The organism is Bacillus mexicanus, assembly GCF_050445615.1.
Classification (GTDB): domain Bacteria; phylum Bacillota; class Bacilli; order Bacillales; family Bacillaceae; genus Bacillus; species Bacillus mexicanus.
Genome location: NZ_JBCEYV010000002.1, coordinates 481,384 through 502,032 on the forward strand (window position 1 = coordinate 481,384; position 20,649 = coordinate 502,032).

At 37.9% G+C, this 20,649-nt stretch carries 15 protein-coding genes; 7 read left to right on the plus strand and 8 right to left on the minus strand.

The window, feature by feature from the left end:
• Positions 1-7: 7 nt before the first annotated feature.
• From tagG to tagD, 5 genes are all read right to left on the minus strand, one after another.
• Positions 8-835: a teichoic acids export ABC transporter permease subunit TagG gene (tagG, locus tag AAGG74_RS12060; RefSeq protein WP_087987252.1), complete on the minus strand. Its 828-nt coding sequence runs from the start codon at positions 833-835 to the stop codon at positions 8-10.
• Between the two features lie 173 nt (positions 836-1,008).
• Positions 1,009-3,711 carry a poly(glucosyl N-acetylgalactosamine 1-phosphate) glucosyltransferase gene (gene ggaB / locus AAGG74_RS12065; protein WP_429675617.1) on the minus strand — a complete coding sequence of 901 codons (2,703 nt, stop codon included), beginning with the start codon at positions 3,709-3,711 and terminating at the stop codon, positions 1,009-1,011.
• A gap of 137 nt (positions 3,712-3,848) precedes the next feature.
• Entirely contained in the window at positions 3,849-5,186 is a 1,338-nt protein-coding gene (locus AAGG74_RS12070) for a glycosyltransferase family 2 protein (protein ID WP_429675619.1), read from the minus strand.
• 23 nt (positions 5,187-5,209) lie between these two features.
• Positions 5,210-6,394: a CDP-glycerol glycerophosphotransferase family protein gene (locus tag AAGG74_RS12075; RefSeq protein ID WP_162103945.1), complete on the minus strand. Its 1,185-nt coding sequence runs from the start codon at positions 6,392-6,394 to the stop codon at positions 5,210-5,212.
• A gap of 93 nt (positions 6,395-6,487) precedes the next feature.
• The gene (gene tagD / locus AAGG74_RS12080; RefSeq protein ID WP_162103944.1) at positions 6,488-6,877 is read right to left on the minus strand and encodes a glycerol-3-phosphate cytidylyltransferase; all 390 of its coding nucleotides are present in this window, start codon (positions 6,875-6,877) and stop codon (positions 6,488-6,490) included.
• 506 nt (positions 6,878-7,383) lie between these two features.
• Between tagD and AAGG74_RS12085 the strand changes: the two genes are divergently transcribed.
• From AAGG74_RS12085 to AAGG74_RS12110, 6 genes are all read left to right on the plus strand, one after another.
• The gene (locus AAGG74_RS12085) at positions 7,384-8,157 is read left to right on the plus strand and encodes a WecB/TagA/CpsF family glycosyltransferase (protein WP_429675620.1); all 774 of its coding nucleotides are present in this window, start codon (positions 7,384-7,386) and stop codon (positions 8,155-8,157) included.
• A 95-nt stretch (positions 8,158-8,252) separates the two neighbouring features.
• Positions 8,253-9,404, plus strand: a complete 1,152-nt coding sequence (locus AAGG74_RS12090; RefSeq protein ID WP_429675622.1) for a CDP-glycerol glycerophosphotransferase family protein — start codon at positions 8,253-8,255, stop codon at positions 9,402-9,404.
• A gap of 88 nt (positions 9,405-9,492) precedes the next feature.
• Complete coding sequence (locus AAGG74_RS12095; RefSeq protein WP_162103941.1) at positions 9,493-10,206, plus strand: IspD/TarI family cytidylyltransferase; 714 nt, start codon at positions 9,493-9,495, stop codon at positions 10,204-10,206.
• Entirely contained in the window at positions 10,203-11,228 is a 1,026-nt protein-coding gene (locus tag AAGG74_RS12100; RefSeq protein ID WP_162103940.1) for a ribitol-5-phosphate dehydrogenase, read from the plus strand. The genes AAGG74_RS12095 and AAGG74_RS12100 overlap by 4 nt, the downstream gene beginning before the upstream one ends.
• Before the next feature lie 3 nt (positions 11,229-11,231).
• Positions 11,232-12,404, plus strand: coding sequence for a CDP-glycerol glycerophosphotransferase family protein (locus AAGG74_RS12105; RefSeq protein WP_429675624.1), 1,173 nt, complete (start codon positions 11,232-11,234; stop codon positions 12,402-12,404).
• 18 nt (positions 12,405-12,422) lie between these two features.
• Complete coding sequence (locus AAGG74_RS12110) at positions 12,423-14,282, plus strand: CDP-glycerol glycerophosphotransferase family protein (protein ID WP_162103995.1); 1,860 nt, start codon at positions 12,423-12,425, stop codon at positions 14,280-14,282.
• Positions 14,283-14,320: 38 nt separating this feature from the next.
• Here AAGG74_RS12110 and AAGG74_RS12115 read toward each other — a convergent pair whose 3' ends face one another.
• The 3 genes from AAGG74_RS12115 to manA all read right to left on the minus strand — a co-directional run bounded on the left by AAGG74_RS12115 (position 14,321) and on the right by manA (position 18,930).
• A complete protein-coding gene (locus AAGG74_RS12115) occupies positions 14,321-16,963 on the minus strand; it encodes an N-acetylglucosaminidase (RefSeq protein WP_429675625.1) in 2,643 nt (880 codons plus the stop codon).
• A 435-nt stretch (positions 16,964-17,398) separates the two neighbouring features.
• Complete coding sequence (locus tag AAGG74_RS12120; RefSeq protein WP_429675626.1) at positions 17,399-17,692, minus strand: hypothetical protein; 294 nt, start codon at positions 17,690-17,692, stop codon at positions 17,399-17,401.
• A 287-nt stretch (positions 17,693-17,979) separates the two neighbouring features.
• Positions 17,980-18,930: a mannose-6-phosphate isomerase, class I gene (gene manA / locus AAGG74_RS12125; RefSeq protein WP_429675627.1), complete on the minus strand. Its 951-nt coding sequence runs from the start codon at positions 18,928-18,930 to the stop codon at positions 17,980-17,982.
• A 262-nt stretch (positions 18,931-19,192) separates the two neighbouring features.
• Here manA and gerBA point away from each other — a divergent pair, with 262 nt between their 5' ends.
• Positions 19,193-20,644 carry a spore germination protein GerBA gene (gene gerBA / locus AAGG74_RS12130; protein ID WP_429675629.1) on the plus strand — a complete coding sequence of 484 codons (1,452 nt, stop codon included), beginning with the start codon at positions 19,193-19,195 and terminating at the stop codon, positions 20,642-20,644.
• Positions 20,645-20,649 lie beyond the last annotated feature (5 nt).

The following is a 20,649-nucleotide window of genomic DNA, read 5'->3' on the forward strand; positions in this document are numbered from 1 at the left end:
TTACGTATTAAAGAAAGTCAACAAACTTGTCTCTGAATTTCATATGCAGGATAGAACCTACTAACAATAATAGGAACGTGAACAGCCAGAAATACAGCGTGTATTTCATGTCTTGGAAGAACCACTTTCCGTCTAAAAAGCTGTTTCGGAATCCTTCTATCAGATAAAAAATCGGATTCAGCTTAAGCACAGGCAGAAGATTCGGATGGTTTTTCCCAAGCTGTTCAGAGATATTCCAAAAAATCGGAAGTAAAAAGAACAATAATCTGGTGACGGCCTGCAGCAAAAATTGATAATCTCTGACAAGCACGCTGATTGTAGAGTTAAACAAACTAAATGAAAACATAAATACAATCATGCAGATTAAATAGTAAATATATTGTATCCAATGCAAGCTAGGGTAAACGCCGCTTGCCAAAAGGACAATGACATAAATGCCCATCATTACAAAATAACTAAATAAATTTGAAGCAATCACGACAGAAGGCAGCGAACTGATCGGAAAATTCATTTTCGCGACCATATTGATCCGCTTAAATACACTGTTTGATCCATCGAGAATCGTCGGGCTAATAAAAAACCACGGAATCAACCCAGCAAGCATCCAAACAATAAAAGGTACCTCTCCGACGCCCGTTATGACCGGCTTACTGTTACGAATTCCCATACCAAATACAAACCAGTACGCCAGCATTTGAATGAGGGGATTTAAAAACTGCCATAATACTCCAAGATAATTCATCTGGTACTGAGACTTTGTCTCATACGAAGCCAAGCGCAAAATTAAAGGAAACGATGTCACTTGCTCTTTTACGATTCTTACTAATGCATTCATTGTTTATCTTCCTTAGACTTAAATGATTTTTTGGATCTTTCGGTTAAAGAATTTGAAAGCACCGGTGAATATTGTAACAGATGTTGAGGTTTTTTTCACTTTTAAATAGCAGGGAGAAGTTCCGCAGAACTTCTCCCGTAATTTAAAAGTGTCATTTCAGATCAAACCCAAGCTCATTTAGCTACTTTACTATTTTCTAATTGCACAATAGCATTATAAATACGTTCCCTATTATTTTTATCAGTATATGCAAAAAAGTTATCCACTCTTTTTCTATACTTATCTTCCATACGACTATTATTTTTCATATAATAAATAACTTTATCAACCAGGCTATTATGATCTTCTATTACATCGCCAAAGCCCATTTTCTTATAATCATAGTAATCAAGTTTAAAATGGTATGACTTTTCGTATTGGTAATAGATTACAGGCTTTTTCTCGTATGCAAAATCAAATGCAACCGATGAAAAATCAGTAATCATTATATTAGAAGAATTAAATAACATTTGATAGCTGCTATTATAATCCGCAAACTTTACATACTCATGTTTTTTAAAATCTGTAATCTGTTGTTGTATGTCTGGATGCGGGAAAAAGGTTATCTTATAATTATTATCTTTAGCAAAATTGATCAGTCGCTCATCATTAATCAAGTCATTATATCTAGCAAAGTATTCACTATCTTTAAATGTCGGGTTGTACGGTCTTACTCCTTTTGCCTGATCTTTCGGTAATACTATATCTTTTCTCCAAGTAGGCATTATTAGAAGCTGCTTTTCTCCTTCACTCTTCTTAAGATTATCGTATCTCGGAAATCCACCCAAAAAAATATTTTCTTTTTTATAATTATAATTCCCTTTCACAATAGACCGATATTCAGGTTTTGCTGAAGTGACTAGTAATTTGATATTTTTACTGTATTTATTTAACCATTCGGAATGATCAGCCATTGTTATTCCATGTTGTAAAAAGACAAACTGAAAATTAAATAAATCTCTAAAATAAACTTCCATATTGAAAAATGGATTTACAACCCATAAATCTGCATGTGTCGATATTACCTTGGAAGATGATAAGGTCAGAATTTTATGCCTAAGAGACCTGTATGGTATAACATTTCCGTATTTTTTGATTCTGTTGTAATCTTTGCTATCCTTTTTTATTATAAAGTATTTTTTTACCCCATCATTTTTACTGATGGCATATTTAAAAAGGTGCTCAGCATTATCATCGGCTTTATCCTGTCTGTCTATGAATAACCACACTGGTTTTCTGTTGAAAATAGTAAAAACATGGTGTGCCATCCTAGCAAGCATAGCCTTTTTAATAGCTGATTTTCGTCTCTTTGATTTACCTCTTAACTTATTTAGAGATTTTAAGAAACGAAACTCTTTTATAAGTCTATTTTTAACATTATTTTCTTCAAAGATTAGTTTTTTATAATTATAATAAAAGATATAATCTTTTTTAGCCGCATAAGAGTTGACTAAATTATTTGACAAACCTGAATGTTTAAAGAAACGAAGCTTTGCCATTTTTCTTTTTTTACCTTTAGTTATGAAAAATTCAATATGCTGATTGTTTGCAAGATATTTTTTGGGAATTTCTACAGAAAAACCAGGATACTTTTTTATTACTTCTCCTAAACTAATATAATCATTATGCCGTCTATTTATATTCTTTGCTTTTATCTTTGTTTCCCCAATCTTAGCATAAAAATTAAACCCTTTAGAATCAAAGAGAGCACTCCAAAAGCCTTCTATAAGAATAGAATCCTTGTTTTCCTCTAAAATCTCAATAGTTAGAGTTTGGTTTGATAATTTGGAAACAATTTTACCTTCTCTGTATAAAAAATAATCTTGTTCAGTTTCTCTTTCGTATACATACCTACTATAACTTTCTCCGTGTTTTAATTTCAAGGCATGGTATAGATAGAAATGGCTTACACTTTTTGTTGCAATAATGACATCATTCTCAATATATGACAATACTTCTCGAATCAACCTTAAAAATTCACGGTATTCATTTTCATCTAAAGGTGTTTCACTAATATCCTTAATCATTAATTTCCATTTCAAATCATGCATCAACATATATTGAAGAAATAAAGGTATTTTCCGTTCATGATTCTTTGTGGACTCGATTAAATTCTTGGAAAAAGTGTAAAGAGAATGGTTAAACCAATTCTTGTTTGCTTTAGCAGTTTGCATCGCAGAAGATCCATTTTCTCTAACTCTATAGTGGTATTTTGCCTCTTTAACCAGACCATATTTTTTCTTTTGAGATATAATTAAATTGACTAGTTTGGCATCTTCACCTATTTTACAGTTTTCGTCAAACCAAATATTTTTCAAGACTTCTTTTTTTATAAATGTAGAACAGCAATGAGTTAATATATGATGTGGTTCTTTTCCTACATCTAATATTCTTGTGCGAGAAAACTTATTATTTAGATTATGTTCCCCGGTTCTTCCTTCTTCAAAGAAAATGGGAATTGCTACAATATCAATCTCATTCCCATGTTGGTTAAAGAAGCTTAAAACATTTTCAAAAGTTTCTTTTGAAATAAAGTCATCTGGATCTAAAAATTGAATATACCGACCTTCAGCATAATTCAATCCATAATTTCGGGCACTACTCACTCCGCCATTCTGTTTCTTGACGTATACAATATTATTTGGATATTTTTGAGCATATTCTTTACAAATGACTTCACTTTTATCAGGACTATCGTCATCGACAAGTATTAACTGAATGTTTTCAAAACCTATAGTCTGTTTAACGACGCTTTCTATAGCCTCGGTTAGATATAATTCAACATTATAAATTGGCATTATAACACTGAAATCATAATTAAAACTCTTTACGTTCATAAAAGATTACTCCTAACAAAATGTTTATATGAATAAAGATCGGGGTAAATAAAAGACATAAAGCCGTTAAAATACAGAATGCTAATTTTTTAAAAAAACATCATTACTCTAGTAAAATGAATTAAAAGCATTCCTCACTATTTTTTCAAAAACTTCGTGTGTAAACTTTTAAAAATATTTACTTTGTTAAGTTCTAAAGTATCATCGGTTGTTTTTACGACAAAGCCAAAAGAAAAGGCCCAAATTGGTATCTCAACAACAAAGCCAGCATATCTAAAATCTCTTAATTTATATCCCCATACTTCAATTGTTTTTCTCAATTCTTTACGTTTGCATTTTTTTAATCTATTAAAATATTTTATATAGACCTCGTCATTCTCTTGCATCTCATAGTACTGATTAATAAAGTGCCCTGTTAATTCAAGTTTAAGCCCTTTTATTTTTGTTGAAGTAACAGTACATGTACTTTGTAGTACTTTTTCTTTTTTTATAGCTTCAAGAGCATCTGTATTTACTCCTAATAAATGAAACATAAATTCTTTATAATACATAGGCATATCTTGTTCTTTTATATATTGTGGGTCAATAAACTTTAGAATTTTAATAAAATCATCTATAAAATCTTTTTGTTCTTGATGATTTAAAACAGAGTTATAAATATCTCTATAATTAGGATATAAAAATAATTTCATATGATATATAATTAAAAATTGGAAATAAGGCAGAGCTCTATCATACATTTTTATTGAATCCATCAACAAAGTCATATAACATACATTCAGCAAATACGTGTACCTTTTTTTATCAAACCATGAACAATCAACTAATGAGTTTTGTTCTTTTCGTTTTCTATAAAAATACTTTCCTTCAGCAACTGCTCCATAACTTTTCTCTTTCAGCAATAACTGATTAAAAAAGATAGCGTCTTCCCAAAATTTTATTGATTCATTAAACAGAGTGGTATTATTTATTGTATGTCTTCTATAAAAAGTACCACCAATATAAAAATGAATAGCTTTATATTCATTGATGATATTTATAACTCTAGTTCCTTTTTCAAACCTATTATTTAATTTATGTTCCCCTTTTTTTTCACCTGTGTAATAAACAGGCAACACAGCAATATTTACATCTCCGAAATCACAAAAAAATCCATAAATACTACTGAGCGCATTCTTGGAGAATGCATCGTCAGAATCTAGAAAACCAATATATTTAGATTTTTCACTTACATTTAATAATCCATAATTTCTTGCAGCGGAGGGACCGGAATTCTCCATTTTTAAGAATTTAATATTATTAGGAAATAGGTTTTTAAAGGATTCACAAATTTGAGGGCTATTGTCATAACTGCCATCGTCTATTAATATAAGTTCTATATTTTCCTTAAACCCAATTGATTGGTTAATGACACTCTCAATTGAACCTCTTAAATAATTCTCAGAATTATATATTGGCATTATTATAGAAAACATGTTAGTACCTCTTTATTTAGAAGTTAGAGAATTGTTTCAATTACTCTTTTAGAAGCCTTGCCATCTTCTAAATGGCAAAATTCATTATAAAATTTCTCATAGTTATGATCTATATGAGGATTATACAACAACTCTTTTGCTGTCTTTATAAGTTCTTCACTGGTTTGAACCAAGTTCCCGGGCGTTCTCTCTTGGAAATTAAAATAAAATCCTCTTATAGAGTCTCGATAAGCCGGGAGATCATATACAAAAAACACCACAGGTTTTTTTAAATTCATATAGTCAAAAAAAACAGATGAATAATCTGTAATTAATAAGTCACTAATTAAATATAGATCTCGAATATCTTTATATAAAGAAACATCTTTAACAAATTCTTTATAATTCGCTAAATTGAATTTTTCTGATACTAAATAATGCATTCTTAGAAGAATGACTACTGAGTCTCCTAGCTCCCTCTTCATTTCTTCTAAATCAAATTGCAGTTTAAATTTATACTGTCCAACTTTCTTAAATTCGTTATCTCTCCAAGTTGGTGCATATAAAATTATTTTTTTATCTTCGCCAATTCCTAGCTCTTGTTTTACCTTTTTGATTAATGATTCTTTATTTGAAGAATATAGTATGTCATTTCTCGGATAACCAGTCTCTAAAATTTGTTTGTTAAATTGAAACGCTCGTTTAAAAATTTCTGTGGAATAGGCATTAGGAGAAATTAAATAATCCCATTTGCTTACTTCCTGTAAAAAATTCTGTTTATACTTCTCAGTGGTGGTTCCAGGCATGTGTACTTCGTCCATATCATTGGCAAGTTTTTTTAACGGAGTTCCATGCCATGTTTGTACATACAATGTGTTTTTAGGTTTCGGAATCCATAGAGGAAGCCGGCTGTTTGTAATCCAATATTTTGCTGTTGCCATGTACCAAATCCACTTAAGAGAAAACCTTTTTATATATGCCGCTTCAACACCGTCTAATGCTGATAAATACCGTTTATCAATACTCCAAATCAATTTATAATCATATTGATCTCTATTTTCCTGCAGATATTCGTAGATTGCGCGGGGGTTGCAGCTAAATTGCTTTCCAGAATAGCTTTCAAACAAAATCAATTTGTTGTTTCTTGGCAGAAGAGCAAAAATCTTAAAAAGAACTGAATAGCCCCTGATTAATAAACCCCTGCATTTTTTAAAAATAAAAGATTTCATTATGAACTCCTTAAAGAGTGAAAAATTTATATTTGTGCAAACAAGAAAAAAAGAAGCAACTGAATTACTTCAAGCCTCTTTTAATTAGTACTTCTATAAACTAGCCATGTCTTTTTTGATTTGGGTAGTTGAAATACCTTCTGTTCTTGGAAGGTATATGACCTCACAATATTCCTTTAAGAAGTCAAACTTCCCTTCCCAATCATCACCGATGACAAATGTATCGATGTTGTGTTTTTGAATATCTGAGATTTTTTGTTCCCAGCTTTTTTCAGGAATCACTTCATTCACAAAATCGATTGTTTCTAAAATGAATTTTCGATGTTCATAAGAATGATGCGATTTTTTTTGTTTTTGAAGATTGAATTCATCTGTAGACAGACCTACGATTAAATAATCACCCAGATTTTTTGCTCTTTCCAAAAGCTTCATATGTCCGTAGTGAAATAAATCAAATGTTCCGTACGTTATCACTTTCTTCATTAGATAACATCACCTTCCAAGCGTTCTCAACTGAGGGTATCTAGAAAAAAAAACAAAAACCTAATCGTTTATAATTTCGACATATTTTTTACGTATCATTAATAATGAACAATAATAGCATAAGTTCCTATAAAAGTTAAGGCTCTTTAAAAATGTCAATCACAAGAATTTTCTGGTATCACTGTCGGATTGATATACAACACAAACAGGTCTTATGACCCATCCGTAAACATCACATCAAGTTTTTCATACAGAAAAAATTGATTCTTTTGTCTCCCTTTTAAGTGAAACGATTTTCTTTTCTGCTGCGTCATTTATTCTGTACGCCCTCCTCATATTCATTCATCGTCAAAATGCGAAGGAATTGTAATGTGAATGTTAAAAGTTCCTAAAGATTTTTGTGGTAAGATAGAGTAAGATGTTTTCAGACAAAGAGACTTTATTCAAACTATACGAATGGCACTTGTTTTTTATAGACATATAGATGAAAAGGAGGGTTGGTTACGATGCAAACAAAACCCATTAATCAATTAGATTTTGTAGACGGTGAACTAACTTCATTTGTATCACATTTAGAAACGTCATACTTGGACCAAAATAGAGGTGCGTTCATCGTAACAGCGAATCCTGAAATCGGTTTTGAAGCGATGCAGAATCCCCGTTATGAAACGGTTCTTTCGTCTGCTGATTTTATTTTGCCGGACGGCATCGGGGTTGTGATGGTTTCCAAATTAATTGGTAAGCCGCTTCAATCCAGAATAGCCGGTTACGATTTGTTTACATCTCTATTAGAAAAAGCTCATCAAAAGAAAAAACGGGTTTTCTTTTACGGTGCTGCTAAGCATGTCATTTCACAGACAATTGAGCGCGTCGAACGTGAGTATCCAGGGATTGAAATTGCCGGATACTCTGACGGCTATGTGAAGGATCAGCACGAGGTGGCGGACAAGATTGCGGCCTCAAATCCTGATATGGTATTTGTCGCGTTAGGTTATCCTAATCAGGAGTTCTTTATCCATCAATATCGGCATTTATTCCCTCAGGCTGTTGCTGTGGGGCTGGGCGGAAGCTTTGATGTGTTCAGCGGCAATGTGAAAAGAGCGCCGTCATTTTTTATCCGTTTACATCTCGAATGGATGTACAGGCTGATCACCAATCCTACGCGCTGGAGAAGAATGCTCAGCATTCCTAAGTATGTTACAGCTGTGCTGAAACAAGAAAGAGCTGCAGCAAAGCCGCAATATACAGAACAGGTCAAAGATCAATCACGCCATCTGTAATCGGCCTTAAAGGAGCTATGGTATGTAATGAAATGCATGAATTTCCCGCTGACCATGCGGACGATCTCTGACAGCTGTTTTGGGCTGATGACAGAATGAAATCCTGGATTGCGCTTTTTTATAATGTGTTTGTCAAAGTCATTGGCATATTGCTGTTTTGGGTCAAGCCAGGCAATCAAGTGACGCTTCTGGTTTCCTTTCCTGATAATGCCCGTGCAATATTAAAGGAATACCAGAAGGGACGCTTTTCATTTCCCATTCATGTGCTGCTTACTCAGCACGCCAAGTCGCTGGAAAAAGAATTTCCAGAGCTTACTGTTTCAGTTATTAACGAAAAACATCCGCTTCATATATGTAAAGCGGTCTTTTCTATGCTGAGCAGCAAAACTGTGATTGTTGATAACTATTTTGTTTTGACAACCGTTCTGACCAGCAGGCCTGGTACCGAGTGTATTCAAGTTTGGCATGCGAATGGAGCATTTAAGCGATTTGGGTTGAAGGATATCAACACACTGAATCGTTCACGGTCCGACATAAGACGTTTTCGCAAAGTATATGCCTCATTTGATCGGATTGTTGTCGGCTCTGAACATATGGCTGATATTTTCAAGGAGTTTTTCGACATAAAAGGTGAGCCATTTCTTCGGTTCGGTGTGCCTTTAACCGATGCTTACTATGAGACGATGGATAACACTCATGACCTTAAAAGCAAATATCATCTGCCGGAGGAGAAAAAAATCATTTTATATGCGCCGACCTTTAGGGACAACCAGTTCGAAAGCTTTTCGCTGCCATTTTCAGAAAAACACTTGCAACATGATTTAAAAGGTGAGTATTTACTTGCAGTAAAACTGCATCCTGTTATGAAGCAATCTGCTGAATTACCTGAGGGCAGTGCGTGGATAAAAGATGTATCAGACCTCCCTCTTGCAGACCTTTTAAAAGTGAGCGATCTGTTAATATCAGACTATTCTTCTGTTCCATTTGAATTTGCGCTGCTGGACAAACCTATTTTGTTTTATACGTATGATATGGAAGCTTACGATAAAACCCGCGGTTTGATTCAGAATTATGCTGAGGTGATCCCAGGGGTGCCTTGCTGTGATTCAGGAGCGCTCCTGAATCAGCTGAAAGATATGGACAAGCTTCAATCTGAAGTGGAGCGTTTTTCACATGAGTGGAATTTGTACTCGAGAGGGAATGCCAGTAAGCAGCTTTTAAGCTATATAAATGAAAAATCAAGCTGATCTTTATATATAATAAAGACCGGTATTGCAAATAATATGAAAACCTTTTATAAAACATTATGAGTTGTAGTAAGGAAGGAGTCATTTTATGATTTATGCTGAGATTCTAGCCGGTGGAAAAGGTTCCCGTATGGGGAACGTCAACATGCCGAAACAGTTTTTACCGTTAAATAAACGCCCTATTATCATTCATACGGTTGAAAAGTTTTTATTAAATGACCGGTTCGATAAGGTTTTAATCGTTTCACCTAAAGAGTGGATTAACCATACAAAAGACATTTTAAAGAAGTTCATCGGGCAAAATGACCGCCTGATTGTTGTTGAAGGCGGAAGCGACCGGAATGAATCTATCATGAGCGGCATCCGCTATATTGAAAAAGAATTTGGCATCCATGATGATGACGTGATCATTACTCATGATTCTGTGCGTCCATTTCTGACTCATCGCATTATCGAGGAAAACATTGATGCGGTTCTTCAATACGGCGCGGTCGATACTGTTATCTCAGCCATTGATACGATTATTGCCTCAGAAGACCAGGAATTTATTTCTGACATTCCTGTCCGCGATAACATGTATCAGGGGCAAACACCGCAAAGCTTTCGGATTAGCACATTGGTTGAGCTTTATAATAAACTGTCCGATGAACAAAAAGCTGTCTTAACCGATGCTTGCAAGATCTGTTCGTTAGCAGGTGAAAAAGTGAAGCTGGTCCGCGGTGAAGTTTTTAATATTAAAGTAACGACACCATATGACTTAAAGGTGGCTAATGCCATTTTACAGGAGCGAATTTCACAATGATTAATCAAACATATCGTTTAGTTTCTGCCCGACAGTTTGAAGTGACATATAAAGATAAAGTTGTCCATTCTGATAAGGTCGTCATCCGGCCTACCCATTTATCCATCTGCGCTGCCGATCAGCGCTATTATACCGGCTCACGCGGCAAAGAAGCGATGGATAAAAAATTGCCGATGGCTTTGATCCATGAAGGAATCGGGAAGGTCATGTTTGATCCGACAGGCACATTCAAAGTCGGAACCCGGGTTGTTATGGTGCCGAATACACCGGTTGAAGAGCATGAAGTCATTGCGGAGAATTATCTGCGTTCCAGTAGATTCCGTTCAAGCGGCTATGACGGATTTATGCAGGATTACATGTTCATGGCGCCGGATCGGCTCGTTGAACTTCCGGATAGCATTAATCCGCATGTCGCAGCTTTTACTGAGCTTATTACCATTGCTGTTCACGCGCTTTCCCGCTTTGAACGCATGGCACACAAGAAGCGTGACACATTCGGTGTCTGGGGAGATGGAAATCTCGGATTTATTATGACGCTTCTTCTGAAGAAGAAGTACCCTGACAGCAAAGTGTTTATCTTTGGGAAAACGCCTTACAAGCTTGATCACTTCTCTTTTGTAGATGCAGCTTATCAAATTAACGATATCCCAGAGGACGTCAAACTCGATCATGCTTTTGAATGTGTAGGCGGACGCGGCAGTGAAAGCGCAATTGGGCAAATCATTACCCAGGTTCATCCTGAAGCATGTGTGGCGCTCTTAGGTGTATCTGAATACCCTGTTGAAATTGAAACAAGAATGGTACTTGAAAAAGGAATTACGCTGATCGGCAGCAGCCGAAGCGGCCGCGAAGATTTTGCCCGTACTGTGGACTTTTTAGCTCAATACCCTGAAGTCGTTGATTATTTAGAAACATTAGTGGGCGGCCGCTTCCCGGTACGCAGTATTGAGGAAATTACCAACGCGTTTGAAGCAGATTTGACTTCATCTTGGGGAAAAACTGTCATCGAATGGGAAATTTAAACAGTGAAAATATTCCTTACTAGAATCGTAAAAGGAGTCTTCAGCACTGCTTATAAACTATTGAGCGTTTTATTACCAGTACAGCACGACAAAGTGGTCATAGCTTCGTATCGTGAGGATCATTTAAGTGATAATTTTAAAGGTGTTTATGAAAAGCTGAAGCAAGATCCGTCTCTTCGCATCACCCTGCTTTTTCGCAAGATGGATAAGGGATTGATCGGACGAGCTGCATATATGCTTCATCTTTTCAGCTCGTTATATCACCTTGCTACTTGCCGTGTGCTTTTGTTGGATGATTATTACTTTCCTTTGTATGTTGTGCCAAAACGAAAGGAAACTGTCACCATCCAGCTTTGGCATGCTTGCGGCGCGTTTAAAAAATTCGGCTACAGCATTGTGAACAAGCCATTCGGCCCATCTCCTGATTACCTGAAGATTGTTCCCGTGCATTCCAACTATGATTATGCCATCGTCAGTGCACCCGCTGCCGTGCCGCATTTTGCCGAAGCTTTTCAAATGGAGCAAAAACAGATATTGCCGCTCGGCATTCCAAGGACAGATTATTTTTATCAGAAGGAACATATTCGCACTGTGCTTGATGAGTTCCATCTAGCTTATCCCGAGCTCAAGCATAAGAAAAAGCTTCTGTATGCTCCTACCTTTCGAGGCAGCGGACATCATCAAGAGGGTGACGCTATCCCGCTTGATCTGCTACAATTAAAATCGGCGCTACATCAGAAAGATTATGTCGTGATGCTCCATCTTCATCCGTATATGCGTAAACATGCACACACGGAAGAGGATGATTTTGTGCTGGATTTAACCGATTCGTACTCACTGTACGATTTGATGGCGATTTCCGATGGGCTGATAACCGATTATTCTTCAGTCATTTTCGAATACAGCCTGCTGAAACGTCCGATGTATTTTTACTGCCCGGATTTAGAAGACTACTTGGAAGAACGTGATTTCTACTATCCGTTTGAATCATTTGTACCCGGGCCGATTTCGAAGAATGTTCTATCACTTGTACACGATATCGAGAGTGATCACGGGGCAGAAGATATGAAACAGATTGAAGCATTTTCACAGACGTTTATTACCCATCAAGACGGCAAATCTTCAGAACGGGTAGCCAATTTTATTTCATCATTTTTAACATCTGGTGCCGATTAGGAGAAAGTGAGGTACAAAGTGAAGCTGGCAAGAAAGATTAAGAACAGACTTTTCAGATCAAAGAAGAAAACGCAAAAAGAAAATGCAGCTGTCATTGTCCATCCGACAGATAACAGGGTTTTTTCACTTTTTGATAAAACGAAACGAATTGAAGAAAACCAGCAAGTCCCTGTCAGAAAAATTTCTGAGTTTTCTTGGAATGGTTCAATTCTTAAAATTGCGGGATACATGTATATCAAGGGCCTACCGCTTCAAAAAGAGGATCAGGTTCGAAAACGTTTATTATTGGTACATAACGGTGTGTTATTCTCTGCTGTTTCATTGCGGGATGTACCAGTTGATCAGCTGTCAATTGACAATGCAAATGTGCCCGGAACTTATAAATGGGCAGGATTTTCACAGCAAATTAACTTTTCTAAGCTGATAAATGACAAACCGCTTCCGCAAGGCGAGTATAAGCTGTTTCTCGAAATTGAAGCTGTGGATGACCAAAATGTAAAACACCAAGAAGTGCATACGGTAGGAAACGTCAGCAATTTCCTCTCTAATGATGTGTATGCCACAAAGATGGAATTTCACTCGGCTAAAAAACTGATGAAGTTCAATTTGATTGTTAACTATGATGAGGGCGAAAAGACCATTAACTTGTCTTGCAACAAGCTGCAGGAAATTGATCCGAGCCTTTTGGAGCTGGATACTGGAAAAGAAGCAAATCGCTTTTTGCGCAAGCTGAATACGAGCTTGTTCCATTTTGCATATGATGTGTTCCGTCTGCTCCCTATTAAGTCCAATAAAATCGTCTTTGCTTCTGACAGCCGGCTTGATTTGACAGGAAACTTCGAGTTTGTTTATGAAGAACTGCTGAAACGTGAAGAAAACTTTGATTTCAAATTTTTCTTAAAGAGCAGTATTCGAGATAGAAAAAGCCTGTCTGAGCTGATTTCTATGGCTTATCATTTTGCGACAAGCAAGATCATTTTTATTGATGATTTTTATCCGATCATTTATCCATTAAAAATCCGTAAAAATGCTGATCTTGTCCAGTTGTGGCATGCTGTCGGTGCCTTTAAGACATTCGGCTACAGCCGAATCGGGCTGCCGGGCGGACCGTCACCTCATTCGAAAAACCATAGAAACTACACGAAGGTTATTGTCAGCTCTGAAAATATACGGAAGCACTATGCAGAGGGCTTTGGTGTAGACATAGAGAATGTCATCGCTACCGGCGTACCACGAACAGACTTTTTCTTTGATGAAGCGAAGAAGGCATTTGTGAAAGAACGTCTTTATACAGAGTATCCGTTCCTGAAGGACAAGAAGGTCATTCTTTTTGCACCTACCTTCCGCGGGAACGGTCAACAATCCGCTCACTATCCTTTTGAAGTGCTTGATTTTGACCGTCTGTATCGTGAGCTAAAGGATGAATATATCTTTTTATTTAAGATTCATCCCTTCGTACGAAACGATGCCAATATCCCTTATCAGTACAGTGATTTCTTTTATGATTTCTCTTCATTCAGGGAAATTAACGAACTATTACTAGTTACAGATGTCCTGATTACGGATTACTCTTCTGTCTGCTTTGAATATGCTTTATTAAATAAACCGATGATTTTCTTCAGCTATGATGTAGATGATTATATTCGCAAACGTGATTTCTATTATGATTACTTCGACTTTATTCCTGGTCCGCTTGCGAAGACGTCCGATCAAATGATTTCAATCATTAAAGAAGAGAAGTATAACTTTGAGCAAATAGATTCATTTGTCCATTATTTCTTCGATGATCTTGACGGTAAAGCAAGCGAACGTGTGGTAGATCAAATTGTCTTTCCTCAGGAAGAAGAACCATTAGAAGATAAAGTCCTTAATAGATAAATCAAAAACACCTTTTGCAGCTGCAAAAGGTGTTTTTTTTATTGATATTCCGGAACATCAAAGTACAGCGTATAACCATCAAGCAATGAATACAGACTGTACATCCGGTTTACTTGTTTATACGCCCAGCCGATATCTGTTGCGTATTGGTGTGTCGCTGCGGCTGACCATCTCATTTTGTACAGTGTGTCCTGATTGTAGGCTGTGTTATGAATATAGGAAGAACCTATGAATTTCGCTCCGCCGATAATGGCCGCTTCTGGTGTGAACCAGCCTTGCTCGTATGCATATTTAGCACCGTAATAATTCGGGTTGCTGTCGTAGGCACCAATTCCGTACATGTTGTATATGGTCTTTCCGTTATAGGTTAAGCCATTGGCTAAAGCGGATGTTCCATTTCCTGTTTCAAGGAGAGCGTGTGAGATTAAATACAGCTCGTTGATGCCGTATTGATTGGCCGCATCGATAAATGCTTTTGCTTTCCCTGTCAGGATGCCTTTACCTGAGAGCACTTTCTGATTAACTTCAGCAGTACTTAATCCGGCTGTCTGTGACAGCTTGAGAAATTGGAAGTAGGATTTGCTGTCTCTGGCAAAGTGATTCGGGTCCACGTATTGAACAACTTCATCACTGCTTGCGTTTCGCCAGCCCAAATTGATTTTTGCCCAGCCATTTGTCTGGCCGATGATTTTTACCTTGTCGCCTTTTTTAAATTGGCCGATCACATTTGTCGGAGTGACACCCGGCGTTGAACGGATATTTAATACGTCAGCCGTAACCGTTGAGGTTGCTGTATTAATATAAGTAAGCGATACGTAAGCCGCCCCGTCTGTTTGCGGGCTTACTTTCATTTGTTTTTGGACCATATCACCAAGTGAGAGATTGTAATTTGTTTTCATGATTTGCGGGCCGTTTTTGATTTTCACGAGAGACGATGTCCATCCATATAATTGTTTTAGCTTTGCTGATGCGGCAGCTGCTACATCATTGCCTGTAAATTGTTCATTAACGCTGATTTTGTAAAGCGTATTGCTTTTCGTAGTGTAGGTTGGGCTTACATGTTGTGCTTTTAGATAGGTTAATCCATTGTTCAATGCTGTTTTGCTGGCAAGCTGAGCTGTGACAATTTTGTATTGTGTATATGCCGTTTCGCCTGTTTTTGCCGTTGTGCCGGCGGCATTGTTTTGCTTAAAAAACGATAACACACGGTCAATTTCTTCTTGGCTGATGATGGCCCCAGTTACAATTTTATAGCTGCTTGCTGCGGTCTGACCGGTTTTCCGGCTTGTTGCTGATATATGATTCGACTGAAAAAACATGAGTGCCTGATTGACTTTCGCTGTATCAAGCAAAGATTCAGTTGTAATTTTAAACGTGTTAGCTGTTTGTTTTTTGATTGGTTTTACAGAAGCACTGAGCTGATTTTTCTTCAATGCGTTCAAGCCCTTTGTGATTTTGGCTTGATCTGATGTTTCTTCTGAGATGAGTTGATATTGGTTTTCTGCTGTTGCACCGGTTGCTTTTTTCGTTGCTTTGACTTTTTTCTGAGTAAAGAAGGCTGCGGCTTGATTTGCTTGCTGCTCGCCTAAAATCTTTGCTGTCGTTATTTGATAGGCTGCAGACGTTGTCGTTTTTTTGACGCTGGATGACGTATAACGCCATTTTTTCTTTTTAAAGAAAGTATCTACTTTTTGCAGCTGTTGTTTCGATAAACCTTTCATATTCACAATATATGATGTGCTTTTGCCAACATGTTGATAACTGCCGGATACGCCGGTATTTTTCTTGATTTGGCTGATGGCGTCTTTCACTGTATTCAGCCCTTTGAAATAAGCTGATTGAGCATTGTATGATTCAGCAGTTGTTTTTTGATTGATTGACTTGTAGCTTCCTGTAATACCTGTACTCTGTTTCAGCTGATTTAATAGATTCTTGGCATTCGCTTCACCTGAAATGGCGGCTGTTGTGAACGTATAGCAGGCTTGTCCTTTCACCGTTTCTTTTAATGATGCCTTCAAGCCCGATTCCTTTTGGAATGCGCTTTTGATCTGCTTAGCTCTGTTGTTTCCTACAATTGTTCCTGACTGAATGGTTGTGACGGAGACTGTGTGCGTGATAGGCTGATATGAACCTTTAATCCCCGTTTGCTTAGTCATGCTCTGCATAAGCGCCTTGACTTTTGTCTCGTCAGCGATCTCTGAAGTCGTAACGTTCATATAGGGTTGTGCTGCTTCGAACACTTTTACAGTGCCAGTCACTCCTGTCTCCTGTTTAAGCTTTGTCAGCAAAGTGTTCGCCTGTTTTTCTCCATTAATCGCTCCTGATGTAATGGTGACATACGGCTGCTTGCTTCCGACAGGACTTGAGGTGCCTGTAATCGCTGTCTGTTTGGCAAGTCCGCTCAGTATGGTTTTCGCTTCTGCTTCGCTTTGTATGCCAACAGCAGAAATTTGGTAGGTTGTTGTTGTATCTGAAGATTGATAGGAAGCATTCCAGCCAGTATCTTTTTTCAATTTGGCGACAGCCTGGGAGGCTTGGCTTTCTGTACTGAACGTTTTTGACGGCTTTACTTCATAAATCGAGTAGTCCGTATACGCTGCCGATTGGGCAGAGCCGGATATGGCAAAAAAGGCTAGGGACGCGGCGGATAGAAGCATAGGTGCGATTAATCTCTTTTTCATTCCTTCTCCCTCTTTCTTATTCAATAAGTATATAAAACTAGTTTATTTATCGGCACGCGTAAGTTTCATTTATAGGTGAATCACTTCCATTTAAAAAAATTAATCTTGAATGAGATAAAGGAAGAATAAACAGTAATAGATAAGTAAAATAGAGGGATTTTTAATGAAACTAGGGGGGATAATTCACAGATGTAAGTCTAGGATGAAGATTTTGCAGAAGCTCCAAGTTTGTGGTTAATCATTTTAGGGCGAATCTTTTGGAGGATATTTTGATGTCTCCATTCGGGTAACATCACAGTATTTTCACTAGAAAAAGCCCCCCTTTATAATAAACAGATTGAGACGCTTTCTTTTCTGTTTATGAAAGGGAGGACTTCTATCATCTGAAAAAGGGTTATCACAATCAAGCTGAATCGAAACATTACTGCTTAGGTGTTAGTGAATGACATCATGTATGTTCGTTACATGGGCATTGCCTTCCAAATCAGCATATATGGTCACAACTTTACAACCATGCATTGGGGGGTTAGTAGTTGCTGTTGTTTTACAGACAATACAATAGTTATGACCAGAAACCAACTGAGATGCCACATAAAGAACAGGGACATACTTTACACCTACAATCCCGTCAATAGCTTTGCTAAACGCTGTTGCTACAGGTTGAGGTAAATGACAAGCTTGCATTTCTTGATAATTCCATTCTCCGGTATTAGTTGACATCGCAAACAACACATCTTTTCCATGTATAACTTATTTATCTCCTCTCTTTTTGCTTTTATACAATCTCACTAGGAAATGCATATAAAAGTTCACCTTCTCTCTCAATGCTTAAACCAACTCCTGCCTTAAACAAATAGCCGCATAGTGAGCAAGCCTGTTTAGGAATATGATGTTCGTTTTTAAAAGAAAAAAGCCTGTAAATGCGATGACAAGCTTTAGCACCTTACCGTAATCTTTTTTTTGCTTTTGACATACATAGAAAAAGCACACGGCAGTCAGCCGAGTGCTCAAATCGTTTACATATGAGACACGATCAGTGTACATGTTCCTTTCACTGTAAAGTCGGGCATTTGAGCAGGCAGTATAAAATGATGGCCTTTTTGAAGCGGACATGATTTGTCTTCATACATGAGCAAACCGCTTCCTTCTATCACGCTGCAAAGCAGGAAGCTTTCATCCTGAGACAGCTCAGCCTCACCTTCGATGTCCCATTTATATACCGAAAAATATTCTCCTTGGACAAACGTTTTAATGGTGACTCCTTTTCTCGATTCAGTCGATTCATCTATATACCCGTCCACATGCGGAACTGTGGCCGCATTGACCGCTTTGGCAAAATGCAGCTCTCTTGGACTTCCGTCGCTATCTATCCGGTCATAGTCATACATCCTGTATGTGGCGTCAGAGTTTTGCTGTATCTCTAAAACAAGCGCTTCCTTACATAAGGCGTGCACTGTACCGCTCGGCACATAATAGAAATCACCCGGTTTAATCCTGAATCTTCGCAGCAGGCCATCCCAGTCACCACTATTGATCATTGTGACAAGTTCGGTTTTTGAGCGGGCTGTATGCCCGTAAATAATCTCCGCATTTTCTTTACAGTCGATAATGTACCAGCATTCCGTCTTGCCGAGTTCGTCCTCTTCATTTTCGCCGGCATAGTAATCGTCGGGGTGAACTTTAATGGCCATATCTTCCTTCACGTCCAACAGCTTTGCTAAAAGCGGAAATCGATCCCCCTCCACACCGCCGAAAACGTCCCGATGCTCATCCCAGAGCTCAGTCAGTGTTTTTCCTTTATACGGGCCATTCGCTACAATGCTCGGCCCTTTTGGATGAGCGGAAATGGCCCAGCATTCCCCTGTTTTTTCTGAAGGAATACCGTAGCCAAATCTATCTCGTAAAGCGGTGCCGCCCCACACTTTTTCTTTAAACACAGGTGTTAGAAAAATCGGTGATTCCGTCATGATCCGTACCCCCCCCTGTCAATAACTGCTCATTATTTTCCCGGTGCATCCCCCTTACAAACGCTCGTATAAGCTGTCTTTTTCCTACCGCAAACGTATGTACAAAGCATCATCTTTTGCAGCTCTCGAAAGAAAGCGTTTCCTTTTTATTATATCATGTCGAAAAGAAGCTTTGTTTCAAGCTTTTCCTCGATAAGAATAATTCCCCTTTTTTGATACAAATTAATAAAAACCGTCAACCTGAGGCTAAAGGAGAGAAACTATGCAAATCGACTCTGATCTCCAGAACAATTTAGACACATTGAAAAAAAAATTCGGACAAAGCGACGACATGATGTTTTATACGTTTCCATTCGGAGACAAGAGGCAGAAGGCTTGTTTACTGTATATTGACGGTCTGACAGAGAATAAAATACTGGCGCAATACGTCATTTCCCCTCTGCAAAAAGAGGCATTAGCCCATAAGGAAAGTTCGATTGAAGATCTATCCGCCTTCTTATTCGGTTTCCATCACAAGGTTGTTTCTACAATGCAAGAAATAGAACAGCTCGTTTTTGCAGGCCAAGCCGTATTGCTTGCGGATGGCTATAGCGGTGGACTAGCGTTTGACACGAAGTCAGCAAAAACGCGCAGTCTTGAAGAACCTTCCTCTGAAATCTTGGAGCGCGGCCCGAAAATTGGATTTATTGAAAAACTGCGGACAAACACAGCTCTTTTGCGTGATCAGATAGGTGATCCTCATCTCGTTATAAAGGAAATGACACTCGGAAAAAGGACGAAAAAGAAGGTCGCTGTCGCTTATATTCAAGATGTTGCCCCTGATTATGTTGTGAAAGAAGTGTTTAAAAGGCTAGATTCAGTCAAGATAGATGATTTGCCAGAATCGGGCACACTTGAACAGCTGATTGAAGATGATCCTTTTTCGATTGTTCCCACGATATTAAGTACAGAACGGCCAGACCGGGTTCAAAGTTCTCTATTGGAAGGACGTGTATCCATTTTAGTAGATGGTACGCCGTTTGCTCTAGTGGTTCCCACTACGGTTGATGAATTTATACATTCACCCGACGATTACAGCCAGCGCTGGATTCCCATGTCACTGATCCGTATTCTCCGTTATTCCTGTATCCTGATCACGATTTATTTGCCCGGTCTGTATATTTCTCTCGTTTCTTTTCACCCCGGGCTTTTGCCAACGAAAATGGCGATTTCGATTGCCGGAAGCCGGCTTAATGTACCATTCCCGCCTTTTGTAGAGGCCTTTATCATGATCTTTACGATTGAATTGATACGGGAAGCCGGCTTAAGGCTACCCAAGCCAATCGGCCAGACGATTGGCCTTATTGGAGGCGTTGTCATTGGACAGGCGGCTGTACAGGCACAAATTGTCAGCGCACTGATGGTCATTGTGGTATCCGTTACCGCATTGGCATCCTTTACTGTTCCTTCATACACCTATAACTTTCCGTTGCGGATTATCCGGATTGTAGTCATGATAAGTGCGGCCGCGCTTGGCATGTATGGGGTGATCATGGTCTATCTTTTCGTTATCGGCCATTTAATGCGCCTGAAAAGCTTTGGCCAGGATTTCATTATCCCAATCATGGCGCAGCCCGGACAGGATTTGAAAGATACAGTCATTCGCATTCCTACTATGTTTTTAAAAAGAAGGCCGACACGAAATGATCCTGAAGACAATATTAGACAAAGGTGATCGCT

Bases quoted from the DNA above. Each gene is read 5' to 3' on its own strand.
- AAGG74_RS12085 (WP_429675620.1), top strand. From the start codon at position 7,384: ATGCAAACAAAACCCATTAATCAATTAGATTTTGTAGACGGTGAACTA.
- AAGG74_RS12075 (WP_162103945.1), bottom strand. From the start codon at position 6,394: ATGAAATCTTTTATTTTTAAAAAATGCAGGGGTTTATTAATCAGGGGC.
- AAGG74_RS12070 (WP_429675619.1), bottom strand. From the start codon at position 5,186: ATGTTTTCTATAATAATGCCAATATATAATTCTGAGAATTATTTAAGA.
- gerBA (WP_429675629.1), top strand. From the start codon at position 19,193: ATGCAAATCGACTCTGATCTCCAGAACAATTTAGACACATTGAAAAAA.
- AAGG74_RS12095 (WP_162103941.1), top strand. From the start codon at position 9,493: ATGATTTATGCTGAGATTCTAGCCGGTGGAAAAGGTTCCCGTATGGGG.
- AAGG74_RS12115 (WP_429675625.1), bottom strand. From the start codon at position 16,963: ATGAAAAAGAGATTAATCGCACCTATGCTTCTATCCGCCGCGTCCCTA.
- AAGG74_RS12100 (WP_162103940.1), top strand. From the start codon at position 10,203: ATGATTAATCAAACATATCGTTTAGTTTCTGCCCGACAGTTTGAAGTG.
- tagD (WP_162103944.1), bottom strand. From the start codon at position 6,877: ATGAAGAAAGTGATAACGTACGGAACATTTGATTTATTTCACTACGGA.
- tagG (WP_087987252.1), bottom strand. From the start codon at position 835: ATGAATGCATTAGTAAGAATCGTAAAAGAGCAAGTGACATCGTTTCCT.
- manA (WP_429675627.1), bottom strand. From the start codon at position 18,930: ATGACGGAATCACCGATTTTTCTAACACCTGTGTTTAAAGAAAAAGTG.
- ggaB (WP_429675617.1), bottom strand. From the start codon at position 3,711: ATGAACGTAAAGAGTTTTAATTATGATTTCAGTGTTATAATGCCAATT.
- AAGG74_RS12090 (WP_429675622.1), top strand. From the start codon at position 8,253: ATGAAATCCTGGATTGCGCTTTTTTATAATGTGTTTGTCAAAGTCATT.